The sequence below is a fragment of the Erwinia aphidicola genome (genome assembly GCF_014773485.1).
Taxonomy (GTDB): Bacteria; Pseudomonadota; Gammaproteobacteria; order Enterobacterales; family Enterobacteriaceae; genus Erwinia; species Erwinia aphidicola.
The window spans coordinates 184313-208748 of the sequence record NZ_JACXBP010000009.1 but is presented as its reverse complement, the minus strand read 5'-3'; the positions used below and the strand labels follow the sequence as shown (position 1 = coordinate 208748).

General features: G+C 59.1%; 18 protein-coding genes. 13 read left to right on the top strand and 5 right to left on the bottom strand.

All coding sequences use genetic code 11. The annotated features are described in order from the left end of the window. Positions 1-280 precede the first annotated feature (280 nt). Both ID864_RS19400 and ID864_RS19395 read left to right on the top strand, forming a co-directional pair. Positions 281-2203, top strand: coding sequence for a bifunctional 5-dehydro-2-deoxygluconokinase/5-dehydro-2-deoxyphosphogluconate aldolase (locus ID864_RS19400; RefSeq protein ID WP_191150242.1), 1923 nt, complete (start codon positions 281-283; stop codon positions 2201-2203). A gap of 216 nt (positions 2204-2419) precedes the next feature. After that, positions 2420-3274 carry a MurR/RpiR family transcriptional regulator gene (locus ID864_RS19395; protein WP_048917756.1) on the top strand — a complete coding sequence of 285 codons (855 nt, stop codon included), beginning with the start codon at positions 2420-2422 and terminating at the stop codon, positions 3272-3274. Positions 3275-3381: 107 nt separating this feature from the next. Here ID864_RS19395 and iolB read toward each other — a convergent pair whose 3' ends face one another. Beyond that, complete coding sequence (iolB, locus tag ID864_RS19390; RefSeq protein ID WP_191150241.1) at positions 3382-4203, bottom strand: 5-deoxy-glucuronate isomerase; 822 nt, start codon at positions 4201-4203, stop codon at positions 3382-3384. A gap of 56 nt (positions 4204-4259) precedes the next feature. Beyond that, positions 4260-5765 carry a CoA-acylating methylmalonate-semialdehyde dehydrogenase gene (locus ID864_RS19385; protein ID WP_191150240.1) on the bottom strand — a complete coding sequence of 502 codons (1506 nt, stop codon included), beginning with the start codon at positions 5763-5765 and terminating at the stop codon, positions 4260-4262. Positions 5766-6268: 503 nt separating this feature from the next. On the opposite strand from ID864_RS19385, the gene ID864_RS19380 reads away from it, so the two are divergent. Then, positions 6269-7084 carry a TIM barrel protein gene (locus ID864_RS19380; RefSeq protein ID WP_191150239.1) on the top strand — a complete coding sequence of 272 codons (816 nt, stop codon included), beginning with the start codon at positions 6269-6271 and terminating at the stop codon, positions 7082-7084. Between the two features lie 76 nt (positions 7085-7160). On the opposite strand, the gene ID864_RS19375 is transcribed toward ID864_RS19380, so the two are convergent. Beyond that, the gene (locus tag ID864_RS19375) at positions 7161-8354 is read right to left on the bottom strand and encodes an MFS transporter (RefSeq protein ID WP_191150238.1); all 1194 of its coding nucleotides are present in this window, start codon (positions 8352-8354) and stop codon (positions 7161-7163) included. Positions 8355-8519: 165 nt separating this feature from the next. On the opposite strand from ID864_RS19375, the gene ID864_RS19370 reads away from it, so the two are divergent. From ID864_RS19370 to ID864_RS19355, 4 genes are all read left to right on the top strand, one after another. Beyond that, positions 8520-9224: an ABC transporter ATP-binding protein gene (locus ID864_RS19370; RefSeq protein ID WP_048918490.1), complete on the top strand. Its 705-nt coding sequence runs from the start codon at positions 8520-8522 to the stop codon at positions 9222-9224. Beyond that, complete coding sequence (locus ID864_RS19365; protein WP_396018892.1) at positions 9221-10195, top strand: ABC transporter substrate-binding protein; 975 nt, start codon at positions 9221-9223, stop codon at positions 10193-10195. The genes ID864_RS19370 and ID864_RS19365 overlap by 4 nt, the downstream gene beginning before the upstream one ends. A gap of 43 nt (positions 10196-10238) precedes the next feature. Further along, complete coding sequence (locus ID864_RS19360) at positions 10239-11894, top strand: ABC transporter permease (RefSeq protein ID WP_191150237.1); 1656 nt, start codon at positions 10239-10241, stop codon at positions 11892-11894. Positions 11895-12075: 181 nt separating this feature from the next. After that, entirely contained in the window at positions 12076-13113 is a 1038-nt protein-coding gene (locus ID864_RS19355) for an AI-2E family transporter (RefSeq protein WP_048917762.1), read from the top strand. A gap of 37 nt (positions 13114-13150) precedes the next feature. On the opposite strand, the gene ID864_RS19350 is transcribed toward ID864_RS19355, so the two are convergent. Further along, on the bottom strand, positions 13151-13837 hold the full coding sequence (locus tag ID864_RS19350; RefSeq protein WP_048917763.1) for a FadR/GntR family transcriptional regulator: 687 nt from the start codon (positions 13835-13837) through the stop codon (positions 13151-13153). Between the two features lie 253 nt (positions 13838-14090). Between ID864_RS19350 and ID864_RS19345 the strand changes: the two genes are divergently transcribed. Both ID864_RS19345 and uxuA read left to right on the top strand, forming a co-directional pair. Next, positions 14091-15380: an MFS transporter gene (locus ID864_RS19345; RefSeq protein WP_048917764.1), complete on the top strand. Its 1290-nt coding sequence runs from the start codon at positions 14091-14093 to the stop codon at positions 15378-15380. A 13-nt stretch (positions 15381-15393) separates the two neighbouring features. After that, positions 15394-16587, top strand: coding sequence for a mannonate dehydratase (gene uxuA / locus ID864_RS19340; RefSeq protein ID WP_048917765.1), 1194 nt, complete (start codon positions 15394-15396; stop codon positions 16585-16587). A 96-nt stretch (positions 16588-16683) separates the two neighbouring features. On the opposite strand, the gene ID864_RS19335 is transcribed toward uxuA, so the two are convergent. After that, complete coding sequence (locus ID864_RS19335; RefSeq protein WP_048917766.1) at positions 16684-17013, bottom strand: DHCW motif cupin fold protein; 330 nt, start codon at positions 17011-17013, stop codon at positions 16684-16686. A 231-nt stretch (positions 17014-17244) separates the two neighbouring features. Between ID864_RS19335 and ID864_RS19330 the strand changes: the two genes are divergently transcribed. From ID864_RS19330 to fhuE, 4 genes are all read left to right on the top strand, one after another. Next, complete coding sequence (locus ID864_RS19330) at positions 17245-18807, top strand: EAL domain-containing protein (protein ID WP_048917767.1); 1563 nt, start codon at positions 17245-17247, stop codon at positions 18805-18807. A gap of 293 nt (positions 18808-19100) precedes the next feature. Beyond that, on the top strand, positions 19101-20606 hold the full coding sequence (proP, locus tag ID864_RS19325) for a glycine betaine/L-proline transporter ProP (protein WP_048917768.1): 1506 nt from the start codon (positions 19101-19103) through the stop codon (positions 20604-20606). A gap of 208 nt (positions 20607-20814) precedes the next feature. Then, the gene (gene ahr / locus ID864_RS19320) at positions 20815-21831 is read left to right on the top strand and encodes an NADPH-dependent aldehyde reductase Ahr (protein WP_048917769.1); all 1017 of its coding nucleotides are present in this window, start codon (positions 20815-20817) and stop codon (positions 21829-21831) included. Between the two features lie 312 nt (positions 21832-22143). Continuing rightward, positions 22144-24318 carry a ferric-rhodotorulic acid/ferric-coprogen receptor FhuE gene (gene fhuE / locus ID864_RS19315; RefSeq protein WP_048917770.1) on the top strand — a complete coding sequence of 725 codons (2175 nt, stop codon included), beginning with the start codon at positions 22144-22146 and terminating at the stop codon, positions 24316-24318. Positions 24319-24436 lie beyond the last annotated feature (118 nt).

The following is a 24436-nucleotide window of genomic DNA, read 5'->3' as shown; positions in this document are numbered from 1 at the left end:
GTTTCACTTCAATATGTTCGCCGATCGGTCAGGACAAAGTTGCGAGGCTGCTCACATCTCTGTCATAGCGCGGAATACTCCCTGCCAGCCGCACGGTGAAATCAGCGATACAAGAGTTTTAACCACCTCACACTTTTGGGGTAATAATTTCATTTCATATTGAATTTGAAATTTTTATTCCTCATACTTTGCTCATGTAAGATCCGGAATCGATCGGGCATTCAAGCCACTGATCTGCTGGAGAAGCTCAACAGGGTCAGCTAAAGAGGAAAAAACAGGTATGACTACACAACAGAAGCGGCTTGATGTGATTTGTATCGGACGCATCGCCGTCGACCTTTATGGCCAGCAGATCGGTGCGCGCCTTGAAGATGAAACCACCTTTGCCAAGTATCTTGGCGGTTCCTCCGGCAATGTGGCTTACGGCACGGCGATTCAGGGTCTGAAATCAGCGATGCTGGCCCGCGTGGGCGACGAACATATGGGCCGCTTCCTGCGTGAAGAGCTGCAGCGCGTCGGCTGTGATACCCAGAGCCTGATTACCGATAAAACCCGCCTGACCGGGCTGGTGATCTTAGGGATCAAAGATCAGGAAACCTTCCCGCTGGTGTTCTACCGCGACAACTGCGCTGATATGGGCCTGGTGCCGGACGATATTCAGGAAGATTACATCGCCTCTGCCCGCGCCGTGGCCGTGACCGGGACGCATCTGTCACATCCCGATACCCGCGCCGCCGTGCTGAAAGCGCTGGAAATTGCGCGTAAAAATGGCCTGCGCACCGCGCTCGACATCGACTACCGCCCGGTATTATGGGGCCTGACCTCGCTGGGCGATGGCGAAACCCGCTTTGTCGAATCCGAACGCGTCACCCAGCAGTTACAGGAAGTGCTGCACTACTTTGATCTGGTGGTGGGCACCGAAGAGGAGTTCCACATCGCGGGCGGCAGCACCGACAGCCTGACCGCGCTAAAAAACGTGCGCAAAGCAACCAAAGCGACGCTGGTGTGCAAACGCGGCCCGCTGGGCTGTGTGGTATTTGAAGGCGAAATCCCGGACAGCTGGCAGCAGACTAAACTGCACACCGGCGTGCGCGTGGAAGTGCTTAATGTGCTCGGCGCGGGTGATGCCTTTATGTCCGGCCTGCTGCGCGGCTGGCTGAACGATGAAAGCTGGGAACAGGCCTGCCGCTATGCCAATGCCTGCGGTGCGCTGGTGGTTTCGCGCCACGGCTGCGCCCCGGCGATGCCCACGAAAGAGGAGCTGGACGACTTCCTCAGCCGCGACCAGGAGGTCACCCGTCCGGATCTCGACCCGCGTCTCAACCACCTGCACCGCGTCACCACCCGCAAACAGCAGTGGCAGGAGCTGAACGTCTTCGCCTTCGACCACCGCAAGCAGCTGGCCGATATGGCCAGTGAGGCGGGAGTGGATGATTCACGCATCCCCGAGCTCAAGCTGCTGCTGCTGCAGGGTGCACAGCAAGCGGCGAAAGAGGCGGGCCTTGACGATGGCCGCAGCGGGATTCTGGCCGACACCACCTATGGCCAGCCGGCCCTGAACGCAATCACCGGCAAGGGCTGGTGGATTGGGCGCCCGATCGAGCTGCCAGGCTCGCGCCCGCTGCGCCTGGAGCATGGCAACATCGGCTCGCAGCTGGTCGACTGGCCGCAGGAGCACGTGGTCAAGTGCCTGACCTTTTACCATCCGCATGACAGCGCCGAAATGCGCCAGCAGCAGGATGAGCTGATCCTTGACGTGTGGAACGGCTGTAACAAATCTGGCCACGAGCTACTGCTGGAAGTGATCCTGCCCGACAGCAACCCGGATAAAGATGAGAAGCACTATCAGGATATTCTCAGCCACTTCTACAGCTTAGGGATCCAGCCGGACTGGTGGAAGCTGCCGCCGCTGTCCCATGACTCCTGGCAGGCGATCGGCAAACTGATTGAGCAGCACGATGCTCACTGCCGCGGCATCCTGCTGCTGGGTCTGGACGCGCCGGAGGCCGAGTTGAAAGCCGGATTCGCCGCCGCCGCGAAATCGCCGTGGGTGAAGGGTTTCGCCGTCGGCCGCACCATCTTCGGCCAGCCGTCACGCCAGTGGCTGCAGGGCGAGCTGGATAACGCTGCGCTGATTGAGAAAGTGAAAAGTAATTATCTGACGCTGATTGGCTACTGGCGGGAAGCGCGCCCGGCGCAGTAAGCCGCGCGGCATCACACAGAGGGCGATCCGACACGGTCGCCCTTTTTTGGTCGTTTAGAATTTATATATCGCAGAAGTCCCATAGCTTGCGATTTTGTGAACCAATTCCCAACCCTGATGAAATAAAAGCCGCTGCTTTGACTATAAAGTGAAATTTTTTGTTCATCTGGTAGAATAACGCACAGAAGAACAACATTTTCCTTAGCGAGCCGAGCAATGAATAACAATCCCACCCAGCTTTCCCTGTTACAGGACGATATCCGTCGCCGTTACGACACCCTGAGTAAACGCCTGAAGCAGGTGGCTCGCTATATTCTGGATAACAGCAACAGCATCGCCTTTGATACCGTTGCCTCTATCGCCCAGCAGGCCGACGTGCCGCCTTCCACCCTGATCCGCTTCTCTAACGCCTTTGGTTTTAGTGGTTTCAATGAAATGAAGCAGGTGTTTCGTCAGCACCTGATGGAAGAGACCGTTAACTATACCGAGCGAGCACGTCTGTTCCGCCAGACCGCTACCGATGAGGCGCAGGGCGCGCCGGAAAGCCCGGCAGAAATCCTGAACGTCTTCACCATGGTCAATTCGCAGGCGCTGCAGCAGCTGGCGATGCAGGTTAATCCGGAACAGCTGGATAAAGCCGTGAAGCTGCTGGACGAGGCCGATAACATCTACGTGATTGGCCTGCGCCGCTCCTTTAGCGTCGCCTCTTATCTGACCTACGCGCTGCGCCACCTTGAGCGCCGCGCCTTCCTGATTGACGGCCTCGGCGGGATGTTTGCCGAACAGCTGAGCATGGTCAATCCGAAAGATGTGGTGATCGCCATCAGCTACTCGCCGTATGCGCGTGAAGCGGTGGAGCTGGTGGAGCTGGGTGCCAAACGCGGTGCACATCAGATTGCGATCACCGACAGTCAGGTCAGTCCGCTGGCGGCGTTTAGCGACGTCTGCTTTGTCGTGCGTGAAGCGCAGGTGGATGGCTTCCGTTCCCAGGTCGCTTCACTCTGCCTGGCGCAGACGCTGGCGGTATCACTGGCGCTGACCAACGCCGACCCGAATAAACCGCGCCCATAAAAAAGGGCGACCGGAAAAAAGATCGCCCCCTACCGCACAGGTTCACTGAATTGGTGTAGGGGCTGACCCTCTTTTTCGCTCAGCCCGCAGTCAATCATCCCAACCGGTTATTTTTTACGCGGATAGTCGTCGCTGTTCACCCAGGCGTGGTCTTTCTCCCAGGTAAATTTCCACAGGCGCACCGGCCCGGCCATCACATTGAGGTAGTAGTTGTCGTACCCGGCAACGGTCGACATCGGGTGATAGCCGCGCGGCACGGTAACGACGTCATGATTGTACGGCGCCATACAGACGTCCAGCGAACGGTCGTCGGTATAAACACGCTGCATCGCGAAGCCGCGATCCGGGTTAAAGCGGTGGTAATAGGTCTCTTCCAGGTAGGTTTCATCCGGTGAATCTTCCTGGTCATGCTTATGGCTTGGGTAAGAGCTGGTGTTACCCTCGTCGGTATATACCTCCACCACCAGCAGACTGTCGGCAGGCTTATCGTCCGGCAGAATATTGTGCACCAGGCGCTTGTTATTGCCCTTGCCGCGCTGCTCGACGCCGACATCTTGCGGCGCAATCAGGCGGGCTGGCAGCTTGCCTTCCGTCGCTGGCGCACTGCATACCGCCAGCTCAAGATCGGACTCTGCTACAACTTCAACCTGCTCGTTGTGCGGCACGTAAACCGAATAGGGCGGCGTGCGTTCAAACGGCGACATGCGCTTACCGATGTTCGGGAACTCCGCATGACGGGTTTTCACCGAAGCCAGCCCGGCAACCAGCACCAGGCACAGCTCTTTACTGCCGCTCTCAAGCGTCAGCATCTGTCCTTTTTTCAACTGATAAGCGTCGAAACCGACATAGCGCCAGCCTGCACTTTCCGGGGTAACGTGCTGGATACGGCCCTGCGCATCCGGCTGTTTTACTTTGGATAGCAATGACATTCTGTCTCCTTGTTCTGTGGGCAAGCGTAGGGGCGAGGCACGCCTCGCCCGTTTTATCAGCCCAGAGTCGGCATACTGAATTCAGACACGGTTTTCTGGCCGCTCGGCCAGCGCACGGTGGCGGTTTTCATACGGGTGTAGAAGCGCACGCCGTCCGGCCCGTGTACGTTCAGCGCACCAAACACCGAACGCTTCCAGCCGCCGAAGCTGTGGAACGCCATCGGCACCGGCACCGGCACGTTAACGCCAACCATCCCCGCCTGTACTTCACGCACAAAGTCGCGGCCGGTGTGGCCATTGCTGGTAAAGATAGCGCTGCCGTTGCCGAACTCATGGCTGTTAACCAGATCCAGCGCGGTTTTGTAGTCTGGCGCGCGCATAATGCTTAGCACTGGCCCGAAGATCTCTTCACGCCAGATCACCATCTCATTGGTGACGTTATCGAACAGCGTACCGCCAACGTAGTAGCCTTCCGGGTTGCCTTCCACCTGGATACCGCGGCCATCAACCACCAGCTTCGCGCCTTCCGCCACGCCTTTGTCGATGTAGCCCAGCACTTTTTTCTGGTGCGCAGCGGAAACCACCGGCCCCATTTCATTCTCATCTTTACCTTTGTGAATGCCAGGGCCAACGCGCAGGGCTTTGACCAGCGGCGTCAATGCCGCAATCAGCTTGTCGGCGGTGTCATCACCCACGGCCACCACCACCGGCAGCGCCATGCAGCGCTCACCGGCAGAGCCGAACGCGCCGCCCATAATGGCGTTTACGGTGGCATCGAGGTCGGCATCCGGCATCACGATAGCGTGGTTCTTCGCCGCACCAAATGCCTGCACGCGCTTGCCGTGGGCACTGGCGGTGGTGTAAATATGCTCGGCCACGCCGGAAGAGCCGACGAAGCTTACCGCCTGCACGCGCGGATCTTTATACAGCTGCTCGGCGTTTTCATTTGAACTGTGTACCACGTTAAACACGCCGTCCGGCAGACCGGCTTCAGTCAGCAGCTCCGCCATACGCACAGAGGCAGACGGGTCAAGGGCCGGTGGCTTCAGCACAAAGGTGTTACCGCACGCCAGCGCAATGGGGAACATCCACAGCGGCACCATCGCCGGGAAGTTGAACGGAGTGATGCCCGCGACCACGCCGAGCGGCTGCATCAGCGAGTAGCTGTCAACGCCACTCGCCACATCCGCCGAGTTCTCACCTTTGATCAGGTGCGGGATGCCGCAGGCAAACTCCACCACTTCCAGGCCACGGGTCAGTTCACCCAGCGCATCTGACCACACTTTGCCGAGCTCGCTGACAATCAGCTCGGCCAGCTCATCGCGGTGCTGTTCCATCAGGGCTTTGAAGTTAAACATCACGCGGGCACGACGCAGCGGTGAAGTGCGGGACCAGCTATCGAACGCTTCATGAGCAACAGCAATGGCATGCGCCACTTCGTCGCTGGTGCTCTGCGTCAGTTCACGCACCGCTTTGCCGGTGGCGGGGTCGTAAATCGGGATAGTTTCATTGCTGGCGCTCAGAGAAGTTTTACCGCCAATAAAGTTTCCTACGATAGTCATGTGCTGGCCTCTTTGATGAAGTAAGTTCCCTTGCTGGCAGTCTGACGTCTTTCCGCTGCCGCGCCGGGCAAAACCCTGATTCGTGTTGAGACAGTATAATATTGAAATAAATTTTTCAAATATTTCACTTTAGAAAATTCGTTTTTAGCGGCCTGGATCGCATTTTTTACGCCCAACCGATGTGCATCGATCGCCCACTTCATTGCCCTGAGTAAAAAACGCCGCAGCGCACGCCCGGTGCGGAACCGCCGTTTTTCGAACCGCCCGGTTAGCCCGGGATAATTGTGCGCTAAAACAGCTGCACTCCCCTGGGTTACAGGCTGCTGAACACCGCTATTATTGAAATTTTGCGAGACGGATCTAAAAATTTAAATTTCATTATTAACTAAACATGAAATAAATGTTCTCTTGTAGGCCATGCAGCACCTGCGACTGGCTCCGGCATGACAATAGCGCTGGCGCGGTAACCTTTTGAATACGCCCTACTTAACAGGAGCCATCTCATGGCTATTGATCCAACCCGCTTTTGCATTAACCGTAAAATCGCCCCCGCGCTCAGCATTGAAGCGTTTTTCCAGCTGGTGCAAAAACTCGGCCTGCATAAGGTTGAGCTGCGCAATGATATGAAGGGCGGCAGCGTTACCGACAATATGAGACATCAGCAGGTGCGCGACCTGGCCGAAAAATATGGCATAGAGATCGTCACCATCAACGCGCTGTATCCGTTTAACCAAATCAGCGCTGACCTGCTGACGCGGGCGGAATCGCTGCTGAAAGATGCCAGCGGGATTGGTGCTAAAGCGCTGGTAATGTGCCCGCTCAACGACGGGACGCGAATTTCGGCCGAGGATACCGCAGCCGCGCTGCGCGAGCTGGCGCCGCTGTTTGCACGCTACGGCGTCAATGGCCTGGTTGAGCCGCTGGGGTTCCCGGTCAGTTCACTGCGCTCTGCCGGCCAGGCTATTAGCCTGATCCAACAGGCCGAGGTGCCGTTTAAAATCGTGCTGGATACCTTCCATCACCATCTGTTTGAGGGTGCGGAGCAGGATTTCGCCGCCGGTATTGCTGTGTCGCAGATTGGCCTGGTGCACCTCTCCGGAGTGATTGATGGCCGCCCGGTGAATGAGCTGACCGATGAAGAGCGCCTGATGCTGAGTGAAGACGACCTGCTGAAAAGCGCGTGGCAGGTGCAGCGCCTGGAAGCGCTGGGTTACCAGGGGGTTTACGCCTTCGAGCCGTTTGCCTCGGTGATGGACAGCTGGAGCGCGGCGGACATTGAGCGCGAGATCCGCCAGAGCATTGCGTTACTGCAGGATTAATGATCGCCCGGGCCGATCGGAAAAAAGATCGGCCCCTACGGGTCATCCAGGGCGGGCCGCTGTTCTGGTCCGCCCGCTAACGCGACATCGAAGCCTTCAACCTTATCGTCGCCACCATCGCTACGCACACCAGCAACCCGCTCAGCAGATAAATTACCGGCACCCCGTACCAGCTCATAATCAACCCGGCCAGCGGCCCGGTAATGCCGAGCGCCAGGTCCATAAACGCCGTATAGGTTGCCAGCGCGCTACCCTGATTCTGCGGCGGCACCACCTTCACCGCCACCACGCCAATCGCCGGGAACACCAGCGAGAAGCCTGCCCCGGTCAGCAGCGCACCGACCTTCGCCAGCCACGGCTCCCACGCGCCCCACACCATAAACAGCCCGAGCGCCTCCACCGCGAAGCACACCAGCGCCACGTTCAGCCCGCCGTGGCGGGTAATCGCATCAGGAAACAGCAGGCGGGTACCCACAAACGCGGCGCTAAACAGCGTCAGGGCAAAGGCCGCCCCCTCCCAGCCTTTCGCCTGGTAAAACAGGGTGATAAAGGTGGCGATCACACCAAATCCCGCCGACCCCATCGCCAGCAGCATGCCGAAGCCCCAGATGCGCCCCAGTACTGCGCGAAACGGCAGATGCTTGCCCTTGCTGTTTTTCACTTTCGCTCGCGGCAGCGCAAGAGAGATCGCCAGTAGCGCAATGGCGATAATGATCCCTGCCAGCAGCAGCAGGCCGCCCCAGTGGTAAATCGCCACGCCGAGCGGCGCACCCAGCGCCATCGCGCCGTAAGTGCAGATCCCGTTCCACGAAATCACCCGGCCAATGTGCAGCGACCCCACCACCCCAACCCCCCACAGCGTGGAGCCGGTGCCGGCAAAACTTTGGCCCACGCCAAGCACTACGCGCCCCAGGCACAGCAGCAGCAGGCTAAGCAGCGGAACCCCCGTGCCCAGCGCCGCCAGCAGGTAGCACAGCCCGCTGATCAGGCAGCCGCAAAGGCCGAGGATCACCACCTTCTTTGGCCCCCACAGATCGGCGTAGCGTCCGGCATGTGGGCGGCTCAGCAGGGTGGCGAAATATTGCAGGCTGATCACCAGCCCGGCCCAGAAGGCGCTGTAGCCCATCACATCGTGGACATAACCCGGCAGCACCGCCAGCGGCAGGCCGATGGTCATATAGCTGGCAAAGTTGAACATCACGACGGAAATAATGCGCAGATTTAAACGAAAGCCACTTAATGCCGGGGCCTCGGCTGGCTGCTCAGACATGAAAATCACTGCTCGCAGGGTAAAAATGGATGAAATACCATCATACCTGAACCACTAAAAGCCCTGGACGTTTTTATCAAAGATGAGAATTCCCCTCATCACCCGCCATAAATCCGTCATATAGCCGCCCTATACTCGCCCGCAAAGTCCCAAAGAGGATAGAAAATGTCACGTTCCCCCACTTCCGTCACGCTGGAAGGCATTGGCTATGCCTTCGGGGCGCACACGGTGCTCAACCAGTACGATCTGCGGATTGAAGCAGGCAGCATTGTTGCCCTGCTCGGCCCCTCGGGCTGCGGCAAAAGTACCCTTCTGAAACTGCTGGCCGGGCTGCTACAGCCTCAGCAGGGCACGCTGCATTTTGGCGAGCGCCTGATTGCCAGTGCCCGGCTCAGTACGCCTCCCGAACAGCGCGATATCGGCATGGTTTTTCAGGATTACGCCCTGTGGCCGCATATGAGCGTGGCGCATAACGTCGCGTTTCCGCTGCTGATGCGCAAGGTTCCCCCCCGTGAACGTGAAGCGCGCGTGCTGGCGGCGCTGCAGCGCGTTGGCCTGGCGGACTTCGCCCGGCGTAAACCCTCTGACCTGTCCGGCGGGCAGCAGCAGCGCGTGGCGCTGGCGCGGGCGATTATCGCCGAGCCAAAAATTCTGCTGTTCGACGAGCCGCTCTCTAACCTCGACCGTGACCTGCGCGAGTCGCTGTGCCTGGAGATGGCCAGCCTGCTGCGCCAGCTCGGCACCACCGCCGTGTACGTCACCCACGATCGCGGCGAGGCAGAGATGCTTGCCGACCGCATCGTCTGGCTGTCAGCGGGCAGCGTTTCAGCCATTCAAACCGTTACGTCACTCTCTGGGGAACTTGCATGACATTGTTTAAACTGAAGAAAACAGGAGCACTTTTCGCGATGATGCTGACTTCTGGCATGATGATCACCGATGCTAACGCCCTGACGGTGTATACCGCCGGGCCGGGCTCACTGGCGAAAAGCCTCGCCGCCGGGTATGAAAAGCAGACCGGGGTGAAGGTGAATATTTTCCAGGCCACCACAGGTAAAGTCATGGCACGGCTGGAAGCCGAACAGGCTAACCCACAGGCCGACATTCTGATCTCCGCCTCGTGGGATACCGCCGAAGAGCTGCAGCAGCGCGACTGGCTGCTGCCGTATCAGAGCGCCAACGCAGAGAAGGTGCCAGCGGCATTTAAATCCGGCAGCTATGTGGCGCAGGGGATCTCGGCGCTCGGCATCGTCTGGAATACCAAAAGCGGCACCCCGGAGCCGAAAGAGTGGCAGGATCTCACCCGCCCCGCCTTTAAAGAGCGCGTCACCACCCCAGATCCGTCACTGTCAGGGGCCTCCCTCGACCTGCTTATCGGCCTGCAAAACAGCATGGGCGACAAAGCCTGGGATCTGTTCAGCCAGCTTAAAGCCAACAGTATGGTCATTGCCGGGCCCAACGCCCAGGCGCTGACCCCGGTGCTACAGGGTGCGAAAGCGGCAGTGTTCGGCGCGGTGGATTACGTCTCCTATAACAGCATTCAGGACGGTGAAGCGATTAAAGTGATCTTCCCGGCCAGCGGCACCGTGGTGGCCCCGCGCCCGATGATGATCCTGAAAAGCAGCCAGCACGCGGCCGATGCCAAAGCCTTTATCGACTACGTGCTGTCGCCAGAAGGCCAGCAGAAGGTGGCGGATGCCTGGCTGATGCCGGCGCGATCGGACGTTGGCGCTAAGCGTCCGCTGCTCAGCGACCTGAAAATCCTGCCCGCGCAGCGCGGCGGCAACGCCGACCGTGCTGGAGTCCTGCAACGTTTTGGCACGCTGTTCAGCCAACCTTAAGCCGTGCGGTGGCGCGCCTGCGCCACCACTCAGGATCTGCATAATGAATTCTCGTCTGTTGCCGCTACTCACCGTGGCGCTGCTGGTGGTGCTGGTCGCTCTGCCGCTGCTGTTTATCCTGTTGCAGGCGCTGTTTCCGGCGCTGGCACAAGGCTCGTTCGCCGGGGCCTTCAGCCCAATCCCCACACTGCTGGCCGATCCGCAGCTGCCCGCACTGCTCGGTGGAACCCTGAAAACCGGGCTGGCGGTGGCGCTGCTCAGTGCGCTGGTCGGCATTCCGCTCGGCACGCTGCGCGGGCTGTTTAACCTACCGCTGGCGCGCCTGTGGGATTTGCTGCTGCTGATCCCGTTTCTGACGCCGCCCTATATCGCTGCTCTGAGCTGGATGCTGGCTTTGCAATATAACGGCTATCTGGCTCAGCTGATCGGCGTCGATCTCAACGATCTGCTGTTCAGCCAGAGCGGCATTGCGCTGGTGATGACGCTGAACATTTTCCCGGTGGTCTACTTTGCCGTGTCGCGCAGCCTGCTGGCGAGCGGACAGCAGCTGGCGATTGTCGCCCGCGTACACGGGGCCAGCGCCCGGCGCGCCTTCTGGCACGTCACCCTGCCGATGATGCTGCCCGCGCTGGCCGCCGGGGTACTGCTGGCCTTTACTCTCGCCATCGAGGAGTACGGCGTCCCCGCCGCGCTTGGATCGCGTGCCGGAGTGGTGATGCTGACGGTCGGCATTGAGGAGCGGCTGGCGGACTGGCCGATCGACCTGCCCGGCTCGTCGCTGCTGTCGCTACTGCTGGTGCTGGTGGCGCTGGCGGCTTTTGCCCTGCAGAAGAAGCTGGTGGGCAGTAAAGAGGTCACCAGCATTACCGGAAAACCGGCACAGAATAGCGGTGTACCTCTCGGCGGCTGGTGCTGGCCAGTGCTCGCGCTGTTCAGCCTGGTGGCGCTACTGGTGGTAGTGGTGCCGATGAGTTCGATGCTACTGACCGCTCTGCTCTCCACGCTGTCCGGCGGCATGCAGCGGGATAACCTGACCCTGCGGCACTTCAGCGCGCTGTTTGCCCAGCATGGCGATGCGCTGGCAGCGCTCTCCACCAGCTTCGGGCTGGCGCTTGGCGCAGCGCTGATTACCGGGCTGCTCGGTTTTCTCGCCGCGTGGCTGGTGGTGGTCAGGCGTATTCGCGGCGCGGCAGTGATTGATGCGCTGTCGCTGCTGCCCGCCGCGCTGCCCGGCGTCGTGGTGGGCGTCGGGCTGATCCTGTTGTGGAACCAGCCGTTCTGGCCAGTCACGCCCTATAACAGCTGGGCGATTCTGCTGATCTCTTACTGCTGCCTGCTGCTGCCGTGGCCAGTGCGCTACGTTGGCAGCGCGCTGAAACAGCTTGGCGGCAACCTCGAACCCGCCGCCCGGGTTCACGGTGCCAGTTCACTGCAGGCGCTGCGCCATATCGTGCTGCCACTGGTATTCCCCAGCCTGCTGGCGGCGATGCTGATGGTATTTGCTATCGCCTCACGCGAGCTGGTGACGTCGCTGCTGCTGGCCCCGGCGGGGATGCAGACGGTGTCGATATTTATCTGGCGTCAGTTCGAGCAGGGTTCCGTCGGTCAGGGAATGGCGATGGCCAGCATCGCCATTTTCAGCGGGCTGCTGCTGATGCTGAGCGCGCTGGCGATGATGCAGCACCGCGAACGCGGTTAGCCAGCGCGGTCGGGAAAAACACGGGGCGGGCATGCCCGCCCCCCACGGAGTAGCCGCGTACCCCCCAAACCCGGAGGGGCGTGGCATGCCGCGCCCGCCAGGGGTGATCATTCCGAAAGTCGTCAGAGGCGCAGTTTCAGGGGCTACAATGGCTGGCGCATACGCTTAAAACGGAGAACCAATGAAACCCTTACTTCAGGAGAAGATCGGCCAGAATATCCTGCTGAAGCTGGCCACGCTGATGGTGATCCTCGGCGCGATTAAGCTGTCCGCAGAGATCGTCGTGCCGTTTTTACTGGCGTTGTTCTTTGCCATCGTGCTTAACCCAATGGTCAGCTGGCTGATGCGGCGCGGCGTGCGGCGCGGGCTGGCGATCGGCCTGGTGACGGTGGCGATTATTATTGTGCTGGGGCTGCTCGGTCTGATGATTGCCGGGTCGGCGCAGGAGTTCAGCGAGGTTTACCCGCAGCTCCAGGCGCAGGCGGAACAGAAGCTGGCCGTGGTGCAGCATCTGGCCGGGCGCTTCCACATTAATATTTCGGCGCAGTCGCTGGCGCAGCGGCTGGATCCAAACGCCATCGTCGACGTCGCCACGACCATGCTTGGGCAGTTCTCCGGGGCGATGGCGCAGGTTATTCTGGTGGTGATGACGGTGATTTTCATGCTGTTTGAGGTGCACCACCTGCCGTACAAGCTGCGCTATGCTCTGGTCAATCCGCAGATCCGCATCGCCGGGCTGCACAAGGCGCTAAAAGGCGTGACGCACTATCTGGCGTTGAAAACCCTGATCAGCCTGTTTACCGGGGTGCTGGTGTGGCTGGCGCTGCTGGCGCTCGGCGTAAAGTTTGCGCTGCTGTGGGGCGTGGTGGCCTTTGTGCTCAACTTCATTCCTAATATCGGCCCGGTGATAGCCGGAGTTCCGCCGGTGCTTCAGGCGCTGCTGCTCAATACGCCGCTGGATGCCGGGCTGGTGGCGGGGCTGTTTATCGCCATTCATATGCTGCTGGGGAATCTGCTGGAGCCGCGCGTGATGGGGCGCGGGCTGGGGTTGTCGAGCCTGATTGTGTTTCTATCGCTGATCTTCTGGGGCTGGCTGCTTGGCCCCATCGGCATGCTGCTGTCGGTGCCGCTAACCAGCGTGTGTAAGATCCTGATGGAGACCACGCCGGGCGGCGGAAGGCTGGCGATTTTACTGGGTAACGGACGAAAAGCGCTGTAATCAACGCGGGTCGGGCATGCCCGACCCCTACCACGATCTATTCAATAAACAGCCGGTCATACACGTGCTGTAAATGGCGCTCCATGCAGGCGCGCGCCTGCGGGGCATCGCGGGCGATAATCGCCGCGGCAATATCGGCGTGATCCTGATTCATCTCGCGCGGGAAATCACTTTCGGCGTAGTGGCTCTCCAGGCGCACAAAGCGCGAGCTTTTACGCTTGTTCCACAGGTATTCCATCATATCGCGCAGCACCTCGTTGCCGGTCATCTCGGCAATCAGCAGGTGGAAACGCTTATCTTCGCGCAGAAACTTGTCGTCATTCACGTGCAGCTGGATGAGATCCTGGGTGATCTCCTGCAACTCTGCGCGCTGGTCATCACTGCCGTTGCGCGCCGCCAGTTCCGCGGTCATCGCTTCATACACCTGGCGCGCCTGTATCAGCGCCTTGAGGCTGAACTCCTCCTCTGCCGGGGCGCTCTCGCTCTGCGGCAGCGGGTTCATGACGTAAACCCCGTTACCGGTGCGGATCTCCACCCAGCCGGTAATTTCCAGCGCAATCAGCGCTTCGCGGATCGACGAGCGGCTGACGCCGAGCTGCTTCGCCAGCTCCCGCTCCGGCGGCAGGATAGCGCCCGCCGGAAACTGTCCCTGCTTAATGCAGTTAATCAGCAGGTTAGAAATCTGCCGGTATAAGCGCTCTACTTTTAGTGTCGGTAAATCCATACCTGTTCCTGGCGGGGAAAGTGATGCGCTGAGCTTATCACAGCCGGGCGAGGCATGCCTCGCCCCGTCAAACGCACGCGACGCACGAAGGGGTCTGCCCTACCCAACCCACGCCAAATTTACCGTGCTGAGATCGCCATCACGGAACCGTAAGGTGATTAGCGTTTATCCTCTGGTCCAGCGGCCTGACCACTGGGCCGGAAAATCCTATAACGACACCGATAAACGGCCGCTGAGCCGGCAAGGATTACCGATGACGGTTTCTACCTTTGCAACACCTCTACAAAAAACCAGCCGTATCAAACGGATACAAACCGTATCGCTGATACTGCTGTTCACCGCCGGGATCATTAACTTTCTCGATCGCGGATCGCTGTCGATCGCCAACGCGGCGATCCGCAACGATCTCGGGCTGTCCGCCACCGAATTCGGCGTGCTGCTCTCCGCCTTCTCGCTCTCTTACGGCATCTCGCAGTTGCCGAGCGGCCTGCTGCTGGACCGCTTTGGTCCGCGCATCGTGCTGGGCGGCGGCCTGCTGTTCTGGTCGGTGATGCAGGCGATGGCCGGGGCAGTGAACAGCTTCAGCCACTTTATTATGCTGCGTATTGGCCTCGGCATCGGCGAAGCGCCGTTTATGCCGAGCGGCGTTAAAGTGGTCAACGACTGGTTCAGCGCCCGCGAGCGCGGCCTGCCGATGGGCATTTTTAACTCCTCCACCACCTTCGGCCAGGCCTTTGCCCCGCCGATCCTCGTGGCGCTGATGCTGGCATTCGGCTGGCGCATGATGTTTGTGATTATCGGCGTGGCGGGCGTGGCGGTAGCGCTGTGCTGGGTGGCCTGGTATCGCAACCGCGACCGCTTTGCCCTGACCAGCGAAGAGCAGCAGTATCTTGACCAGGACACGCAGCCGTCGCAGAAAACCCGCGTGTCGCTAAAGGAGTGGGGGGCGCTATTTAAGAAGCGCACGGTGTGGGGGATGATCCTCGGCTTCAGCGGGGTCAACTATACCGGCTGGCTCTATCTCTCGTGGCTGCCGGGCTATCTGCAGGCGGAGCGCGGGCTGAGCCTGGCGAGCACCGGCTGGGTGGCGGCAATCCCATTCCTGTTTGGCTCCATCGGCATGCTGGTCAACGGCACCGTCGCCGACCGCCTGGCGCGACGCGGCTATGCGCTGGCAAAAACCCGTAAAGCGCTGATCTGCTTCGGCCTGGTCTGCTCCGCCGCCTGTACCCTGCTGGTAGTGCAGTCCACCTCCACCGCCATGGCCGTGGGCTTTATCAGCCTGGCGCTGTTCTTTGTCCACTTTGCCGGCACCTCAGCCTGGGGGCTGGTGCAGGTGATGGCGCCGTCGCGCATGGTGGCCTCGGTCAGCAGTATTCAGAACTTCGGCAGCTTTATCTGCGCCTCATTCGCGCCAATTGTCACCGGCTGGGTGGTCGACACCACCGGCTCGTTCAATATGGCGCTGGTGATCTGCTCCTGCGTGACCTTTGCCGGGGCGCTGGCCTATTTCTTTATCGTAAAAGATCCGATTACAGACTAATTAAGGAGAACTCATGGAACATACATGGCGCTGGTACGGCCCTAAAGACCCGGTATCGCTGGATGATGCCCGCCAGGCGGGAGCCACGGGCATCGTCACCGCTCTGCACCATATCCCTAACGGCGAAGTGTGGCCAGTGGAGGAGATCAAAGCGCGTCAGGCGCTGCTGGCGGAGAAGGGCCTGGTGTGGTCCGTGGTCGAGAGCGTGCCGATCCACGAGTCGATCAAAACCCAGCGCGGCGACTACAAACAGTACATCGCCAACTATCAGCAGTCGCTGCGCAACCTTGGCGCCTGCGGCATCGACACCGTGTGCTACAACTTTATGCCGGTGCTGGACTGGACGCGCACCGACCTCGGCTGGGCGCTGCCGGATGGGGCGAAAGCGCTGCGCTTCGACCATATCGCCTTTGCCGCCTTCGAGCTGCATATCCTGCAGCGCCCGAACGCGGCGCAGGATTACAGCGCGGACGAGCAGCAGCAGGCCGCAGCGTACTTTAAGGCGATGAGCGCGCAGCAGGTCGAGACCCTGACGCGCAACATTATTGCCGGGCTGCCGGGTGCCGAAGAGGGTTACACGCTGGAGCAGTTCCAGGCGCAGCTGTCGCAGTATGACGGTATCGACCACGCCAAACTGCGCGAGCATATGGCGGAGTTTTTACGCGCTATCGTGCCGGTAGCGACGGAAGCGGGCATTGTCCTGGCGGTGCACCCGGACGATCCACCGCGCCCCATTCTCGGCCTGCCGCGCATTGTCTCCACCATTGAGGATATGCAGTGGCTGAAAGAGACCGTTGACAGCGTAAACAACGGCTTTACCTTCTGCACCGGCTCTTACGGCGTTCGCGCGGATAACGACCTGGTGAAGATGGCGGAGACCTTTGCCGACCGCATCCACTTTGCTCATCTGCGCTCGACCAAACGCGAAGAGAACCCCAACAGTTTCCATGAGGCCGCGCACCTGGCGGGGGATGTCGATATGGTGGGGGTGATCAAGGTGATTCTGGCCGAGGAGCAGAGGCGCCGCCGCAGCGGTAATCAGCGTGCTATTCCGCTGCGCCCGGACCACGGCCACCAGATGCTCGACGACCTGCATAAAAAAACCAACCCGGGCTATTCGGCGATTGGTCGTCTGAAAGGGCTGGCGGAAATTCGCGGCGTCGAGCTGGCGCTGAAGCAGATCTTCTTTAATTCTGACGCGAAATAGTTTGGGCGGCAGGAGGGCGGCAAATTCACGCATCCCCGCACTGTAAGCGGGGTAGGTGAACGCAGCCAACGCATCTGCGGCTTGTAGTATGGCGGGTCAGTCGACGATAAACAGATGCGCACCGTTGTCAGTCCACGAGCGGTGCGCTTCCGCATTATCCGCCACCTGGTAACTCATGCCCGCCGTCAGGGTAAAAACGCGCCCATCTTTCAGCTCGGTATGCAGCTCGCCGGAGAGGCACAGCAGGATATGGCCTTTACTGCACCAGTGGTCGGCCAGGTAACCTGCGGTGTACTCCACCATCCTCACCCGCACCGCGCCAAACTGCTGCGTGCGCCACCATGCCGTGCCCTTCTCACCCGGATGTTCCGTCGCTTCCAATGCTGACCAGGCCGTGGTGCCAAAAGGAATGTCGCTCATCTTCATTATCTTGCCCTTTCATCTCGCGAAAAAACCAAACTACGCCTGCCTGTCGGCGGCGACAAGGCTTCTCGCCTCTTTCTGGCATTTACTGGCAGTATTCATATTTGTTATGCAAATTTTTTAATTGTTTAATGCAGGGTGTCGATAATTACTTGATAACATGCGGTGTAAAACCGACCATTTTCCGCCATTGCGGACTATTCGTGCGCCCTTCCGCGCCCACAGGGGATCAGCTTGCAAGCAATCATAAAGCCAAAGTATGAGCGTTTATGGCTGGTCATCGCCGGGCTGCTGCCGCTGATCCTGTGCCTGATCTTCACCTTTATTGAGGCGCGCCAGGCGGTGAAACGTCAGCAGGAGGTCACCGCCTCCATGCTGCTAAGCCAGGCGGAACATATCAGCGATATGGCGTGGAATATGTCTGACCGCCTGCGCCAGTTCAATAACCGCAGCTGTAACGAGATTAAGTTCAAGCTTCAGCAATTTGGCACGCTGTACCCCTATTTCCGTTCCGTCGGCGTAACGCAGGATGACACCGTATTCTGCTCCTCGGCCTTCGGCGATACCCAGGGCACGCTGGAAACCATGATGCGTCAACCGATGCCGGCCCTGCGTAAAGCCTGGTGGAGCCTGTCGGTGGCGGGGACTTTCGGCGTCCAGGACCGTCCGGCAGTGGTGTTTATGCGTGAAATCCCCAACGGCTTCGGTACTTATGCCGTGGTGGATGGTCAGTATCTGATAGATGTTATGCAGGCTGCCGGTACCCGCCACGGCTACCATATCGCCATGCGTTTTGGCGGTGGCTACCGCATTATTAGCGGTGAAATGCAGAACGATCGGCCCGGTATCCTCGGTAACAGCATCTACCGCCGTAGCTCTGAGCGTTACCCGATTGCCATCAGCATTACCGCCCCGCGCTCTGAAGCGCTGCTAAGCTGGCGGCAGGTGTTGTTCACCTTCCTGCCGATGGCAATTATCCTCTCGCTGCTGTTTATGGCCCTGACCAGCAGCTGGCTGAAGCGGAAAAGCTCGTGGGGTGATGAAATTCGCCGCGCCATTAGCCGCGGTGAGTTCTCGGTAAATTATCAGCCGGTGATGAATCTGCAAACTGAATCGCTGGCCGGAGCCGAAGCGCTGATGCGCTGGCAGCGCTCCGACGGCAGCTGGGTGCGCCCGGATATCTTTATCGCCGCCGCCGAACAGGAAGGCATGATCGTTCCGCTCACCCGCCATCTGTTGGCGTTAGTGAGTAAAGACTGCGCCAGCTGGCAAGTGTCGCCAGGATTTCATATCGGTATTAACGTGGCGGCAGAGCATTTACAGCATGAGGCGTTCGTTAGCGACATTCGCCAGTTCGCTGCCAGCGTCGCGCATCTGCAACTGGCGATTACGCTGGAGTTGACCGAGCGCAGCCTGATCGTCGACGGCGCCGAGGTGGCGCGCAAGCTGGCCGAGCTGCGTCAGGAAGGGATGCACGTGGCAATCGACGATTTCGGCACCGGTCACTGCTCGCTGAGCTATCTGCAAACCTTCCCGATCGACTATCTGAAGATTGATAAAGGGTTCGTCAATGCGATTGAAGCGGTTGATGGCGAAACGCCGGTGCTGGACGCCATTATTCAGCTGTCGCACCGTCTGGCGCTGGAGGTGGTGGCAGAAGGCGTGGAAAATGCGATGCAGCTTGAATACCTGAAAAAACAGGGGGTGGCGTTTATCCAGGGCTTTTACTACGCCCGCCCGCTGGACAATGCCGCGCTGCTCAACTGGGTTAAGCAGCAGGAGAATAAGCCGCGATAACCTCTACTGACGCCAGCCGCGGAAGGTTCACCCCAGTTCCCGGGGGGAAAATGCCGTTAGTCGTCATCCCTCCCCCCGCTGTTTCTGAGCGAAATTATGTGACCTCGCCAGGAACAGATATACTGTATGCGGGCAAAGTGCGCGGACGTGCTACATGCAACGTTTCTGCATGGCTGACGATGGCGCATTTTGCTGTAGGTTTTTCACCCGTGACCGGTCAGGCAGACAGCGCGGGCCTGACCTTTGTCGTGTGAATTTTTATTTGTGAAACAGATAATTACAGGGTGTTTTATATGAAGCTACGTAGGAAGCGTGTTAAGCCTATTGGGATTAAAGACGTCACCATTATTGATGACACCAAATTACGTAAAGCCATTACCGCGGCCTCACTCGGCAACGCGATGGAGTGGTTTGATTTCGGCGTTTACGGCTTTGTGGCCTATGCATTGGGCCAGGTATTCTTCCCGGGAGCTGACCCGGGCACACAGATGATTGCCGCCCTGGCGACCTTCTCCGTTCCCTTCCTGATCCGTCCATTAGGCGGCCTGTTCTTTGGCGCTCTGGGCGATAAGTATGGTCGTCAGAAAATCCTGTCGATCACCATCATCATTATGTCAGTCAGTACCTTCTGTATCGGGCTGATCCCGTCCTATGCCTCCATTGGCATCTGGGCACCGATCCTGCTGCTGCTGTGCAAAATGGCACAGGGCTTCTCGGTCGGCGGTGAATACACCGGGGCTTCAATCTTCGTTGCCGAATACTCACCGGACCGTAAGCGTGGATTTATGGGCAGCTGGCTGGACTTCGGTTCAATTGCCGGTTTCGTGCTCGGTGCCGGACTGGTGGTGCTGATTTCAGCCGTTATCGGTGAAGCGAACTTCCTCGACTGGGGCTGGCGTATTCCGTTCTTCGTTGCGCTGCCGCTGGGCATCATCGGCCTTTACCTGCGCCATGCGCTGGAAGAGACCCCGGCGTTCCAGCAGCACGTGGATAAACTGGAGCAGGGCGACCGTGAAGGCCTGGCCGACGGCCCGAAAGTCTCGTTCAAAGAGATTGCCACCAAACACTGGAAAAGCCTGCTGGCCTGTATCGGTCTGGTGATTGCCACCAACGTCACCTACTACATGCTGCTGACCTACATGCCGAGCTACCTGTCGCATAATCTGCACTACTCGGAAGACCATGGCGTGATGATCATCATCGCCATCATGCTGGGTATGCTGTTTGTCCAGCCCGTTATGGGCCTGATGAGCGATAAGTTTGGCCGTCGTCCGTTCGTGATTATCGGCAGTGTCGCGCTGCTGCTGCTGGCAGTGCCTTGCTTTATGCTGATTAACAGCGGCGTGATGGGGCTGATTTTTGCCGGTCTGCTGATTCTGGCGGTGATCCTCAACTGCTTCACCGGCGTGATGGCTTCCTCACTGCCGGCGATGTTCCCAACGCATATCCGCTACAGCGCGCTGGCCAGCGCCTTCAACATCTCGGTGCTGATTGCCGGCCTGACGCCAACTGCCGCCGCATGGCTGGTAGAAGCGACCAGCAATCTGTATATGCCGGCTTACTACCTGATGGTGGTGGCGGTGATTGGTTTAATCACCGGCATCATGATGAAGGAAACGGCCAATATGCCGCTGCGCGGTGCCACTCCGGCAGCCTCTGATATGGCAGAAGCCAAAGAGATCCTGCAGGAACACCACGACAACATCGAGCACAAAATCGAAGATATCAGCGAGCAGATCGCCGAGCTGGAAGCCAAGCGCTCCCGCCTGGTGGATCAGCATCCGCGTATCAACGAGTAATCGTTACGGGCCGGGCATGCCCGGCTGCTACCACGATCGTGCGAAGTGGTAGGGGTGAGGCATGCCTCGCCCCTTTTTTATCCTGCATTTGCCCACTTTCCCCGCAGTCAGCCCTTCAGATAAACCTTACGTGCGGCGAAACGCTCACTTTTACCGCCCGAGCAGCTACACTTCTCCCCTGATGGAAAACTGAATCTGAGGTAATAACGTGAAAATCAAAAGCTACGCGGCAATGAAAGCAGGCCAGGCTCTGGAACTGTATGAGTACGACGCGGCTGCGCTGAGCGCAGAGGAAGTTGAAGTCGAAGTGGAATACTGCGGCGTCTGCCATTCTGACCTGTCGATGATCGACAACGAATGGGGTATTTCCCAGTACCCAACCATTGCCGGCCACGAAGTGATCGGCCGCGTTTCCGCGCTTGGTGAAGCGGCACAAGACAAAGGCCTGAAGGTTGGCCAGCGCGTCGGCATTGGCTGGACGGCAAAAAGCTGCCAGCACTGCGATGCCTGCATCAACGGCGAGCAGGTCAACTGCCAGAACGGCAGCACGCCAACTATCCTCAACCACGGCGGTTTTGCCGAGAAGCTGCGTGCCGACTGGCAGTGGGTGATCCCATTACCGGAAAGCCTGGATGCGGCCAGCGCCGGTCCGCTGCTGTGCGGTGGCATCACCGTATTTAAACCGCTGCTGATGAGCAACATCACCGCTACCAGCCGCGTCGGTGTTATTGGCATTGGTGGCCTGGGCCACATCGCGATTAAGATCCTGCGCGCCATGGGTGCCGAAGTGGTGGCGTTCAGCTCCACACCGAACAAAAAGCAGTCGATTCTCGATATGGGCGCCGACGAAGTGGTCAACAGCCGCGATCCGGAAGCGCTGAAGTCTCAGGCAGGCCGTTTCGACCTGATCCTCAGCACCGTTGCCGTCGATCTCGACTGGAAGCCGTACTTCACCGCGCTGGCGCCAAAAGGCAAGTTCCACACCGTCGGTGCCGTGATGAAGCCGATCGAAGTAGGCGCGTTTGACCTGATCATGGGCGACAAAGCCGTGACCGGTTCTTCCACCGGCTCCCCGGGCCAGCTGCGTTCGCTGCTGAAGCTGGCGGCACGCCGCGATATCGCGCCGCACGTGGAGTTCTTCCCGATGTCGAAAATCAACGATGCGCTGGACCACGTCCGCGCCGGGAAAGCCAATTTCCGCGTGGTGTTGAAAGCCGATTTTTAATCGGTTTCACCGTCAGGTGAATCGTCGGGGCCGACCTTTTTTTCGGTCGGCCCGTTTTATCCCCCTAACTCCCTCCCCCCGATAGCATTCCCGTCCCCCTGTAATATTTATTTACATCGCAATGCTAAATACATATAGTTCTCATTTGCTTTAACATTACAGGCCAACAGTGGTCTGGATTGCACGCCAGTGGACCTCACCGCGTCATCAGGGATTCAGTTCAGAGACTCTACCGCTCAGGGATATTCGGTAAATTTTTCATGTCCGGTGCAGGAAATTAATTAAAACTATCGAGTTATCCGAGGAATTACCGTGCTGTTTTCTCGTCCTGAATTCACGAATAAAACACCCGCTACGTCATTATCCGCTCAGCGCATTTTCACCCCCTCCGTCGCCGCGTTACTGGTGATTTCTGCACTGCATCCGGCACTGGCAGCGGAAACCGCGCAGAGTGAAACGCTGACCGTGGAAGCTAACACCGCCAGCAGCCCGGCAGCACAGGCCGCAGCGGACTACAGCGTGCCGGTAACGACCGCCGGCACCAAAATGACGCTGGCGCTGCGCGATATCCCGCAGTCGGTCAGCATCATCAGCAAACAGCGAATTCAGGACCAGGCCCTGCACAGCATCGGCGAAGTGCTGAACAATACCACCGGCGTGTCCGCCTCGAATATCGACTCCGACCGCGCGAACTACTATTCACGCGGCTTTCTGATCAACAACTATCTGTTCGACGGCGTTCCGACCGTGGTGCAGGATGTGTGGGACCTCGGCGACGCCCAATCCGACACCGCCATTTACGACCGTATTGAGATCGTGCGCGGCGCTAACGCCCTGTCGCTCGGCTCCGGCAACCCTTCCGCCTCGGTTAACATGGTGCGCAAGCACGCCGACAGCAAAGTGGTCAGCGGCAGCCTGTCTGCAGAAACCGGCAGCTGGGACAAGCAGCGCTATGTTGGCGATGTCACCGTGCCGTTGAACGAGTCCGGCAGCGTGCGCGGCCGCGTCATCGGCGGCTATCAGGAAAATGACACCTGGCTGGATCGCTACCATGCCCGTAAGAAATTCCTCTCCACGCTGATCGACGCCGACCTGAGCGACGCCACCACCCTGTCGCTGGGCTGGGATTACCAGGACACCAGCAGCGAAGACCCAAGCTGGGGCGGTATCCCGACCTTCTACAGCAACGGCGAGCGCACTCGCTTCGACCGCAGCTTTAATTCCGGTGCGGACTGGGCGTATAGCGATAAACAGTCAAATAAGATCTTTGCCACGCTGAAGCAGAGGTTTGATAGCGGCTGGCAGGCGCAGGCCACCGGCAGCCACAGTAAAACCACCTTTGACACCCGCCTGATGTACCCGGACGGTTACCCGGATAAAGCCACCGGCCAGGGCATTGCCCTGTACAGCGGCTGGAACAAAGGCCGCCGCACCACCGACAGCGTAGACCTCTACGCTAACGGTCCGTTTGAGCTGCTGGGCCGCAGCCATGAGCTGATGATTGGCGGCAGCTACAGCAAACAGGACAACACCTTCTTCAACAGCTTTGCAGACCTGTCCGGCGTCAATATTGGTGACTACAGCAGCTGGAACGGCTCTACCGGCGCGACCGACTGGTCAGCCTTTAGCCCCTATCTGGAAGACACCATTCGCCAGAAATCGGTGTATACCGCCGCACGCTTCTCGCTGGCTGACCCGCTGTCACTGCTGGTCGGCGCTCGCTATACCGACTGGAGCGCCAACGGCACCTCCGGCACCAACGACAGCGATAAAATCGCGCCGTATGCGGGCCTGACGTACGATCTCAACGACACCTACTCCGTCTACGCCAGCTATACCAGCATCTTCCAGCCGCAGACGTCACGTAACAGCGAAGCGAAGTACCTCGATCCGGTCAGCGGAAAAAGCTATGAAACCGGCATCAAAGGCGACTGGGCCAACAGCCGTCTGACCGCCACGCTGTCGCTGTTCCGCACCGAGCAGAACGGCCTGGGCGTCAACAGCTACACCTACATCCCGGGCAGCACCGAATACGCTTACGACGCTGTCGATGCGGTCAGCCGCGGCGTGGAATTTGAAGTTAATGGTGCCCTGACCGACAACTGGCAGATGACTTTCGGCGCCTCGCGCTATATTGCCGAGCAGCGCGATGGCACCGCCGTGATGCCGGAGATCCCGCGCACTACCGCCAAACTGTTCACCAGCTATCGCCTGCCGATGCTGCAGGACCTGACCGTGGGCGGCGGCGTCAACTGGCAGAACAAGACCTTTAATAACGTCGCCGGTGGCCCGGCTGGCAGCGACTACATCGATCAAAGCCCGGTGACGCTGGTCAATCTGTTTGGTCGCTACCAGGTGACGAAACAGGTTTCCGTACAGGCCAACGTCAACAACCTGTTCGACAAAGAGTACTACGACTATATGGGCACGTATGTGGTGTATGGCGCGCCGCGTAACTTCTCCGTTTCCGCTAATTACGCGTTTTAATCTGCGTTAAAAATCGGCCAGCCGCGCCCCTGCGGCTGGTTTTTTTTCACATATTAAGAAAAGTCCGATACGTTCTGATAATTTCCGATACACTGCTTTATCGACCCGCCCACATTGC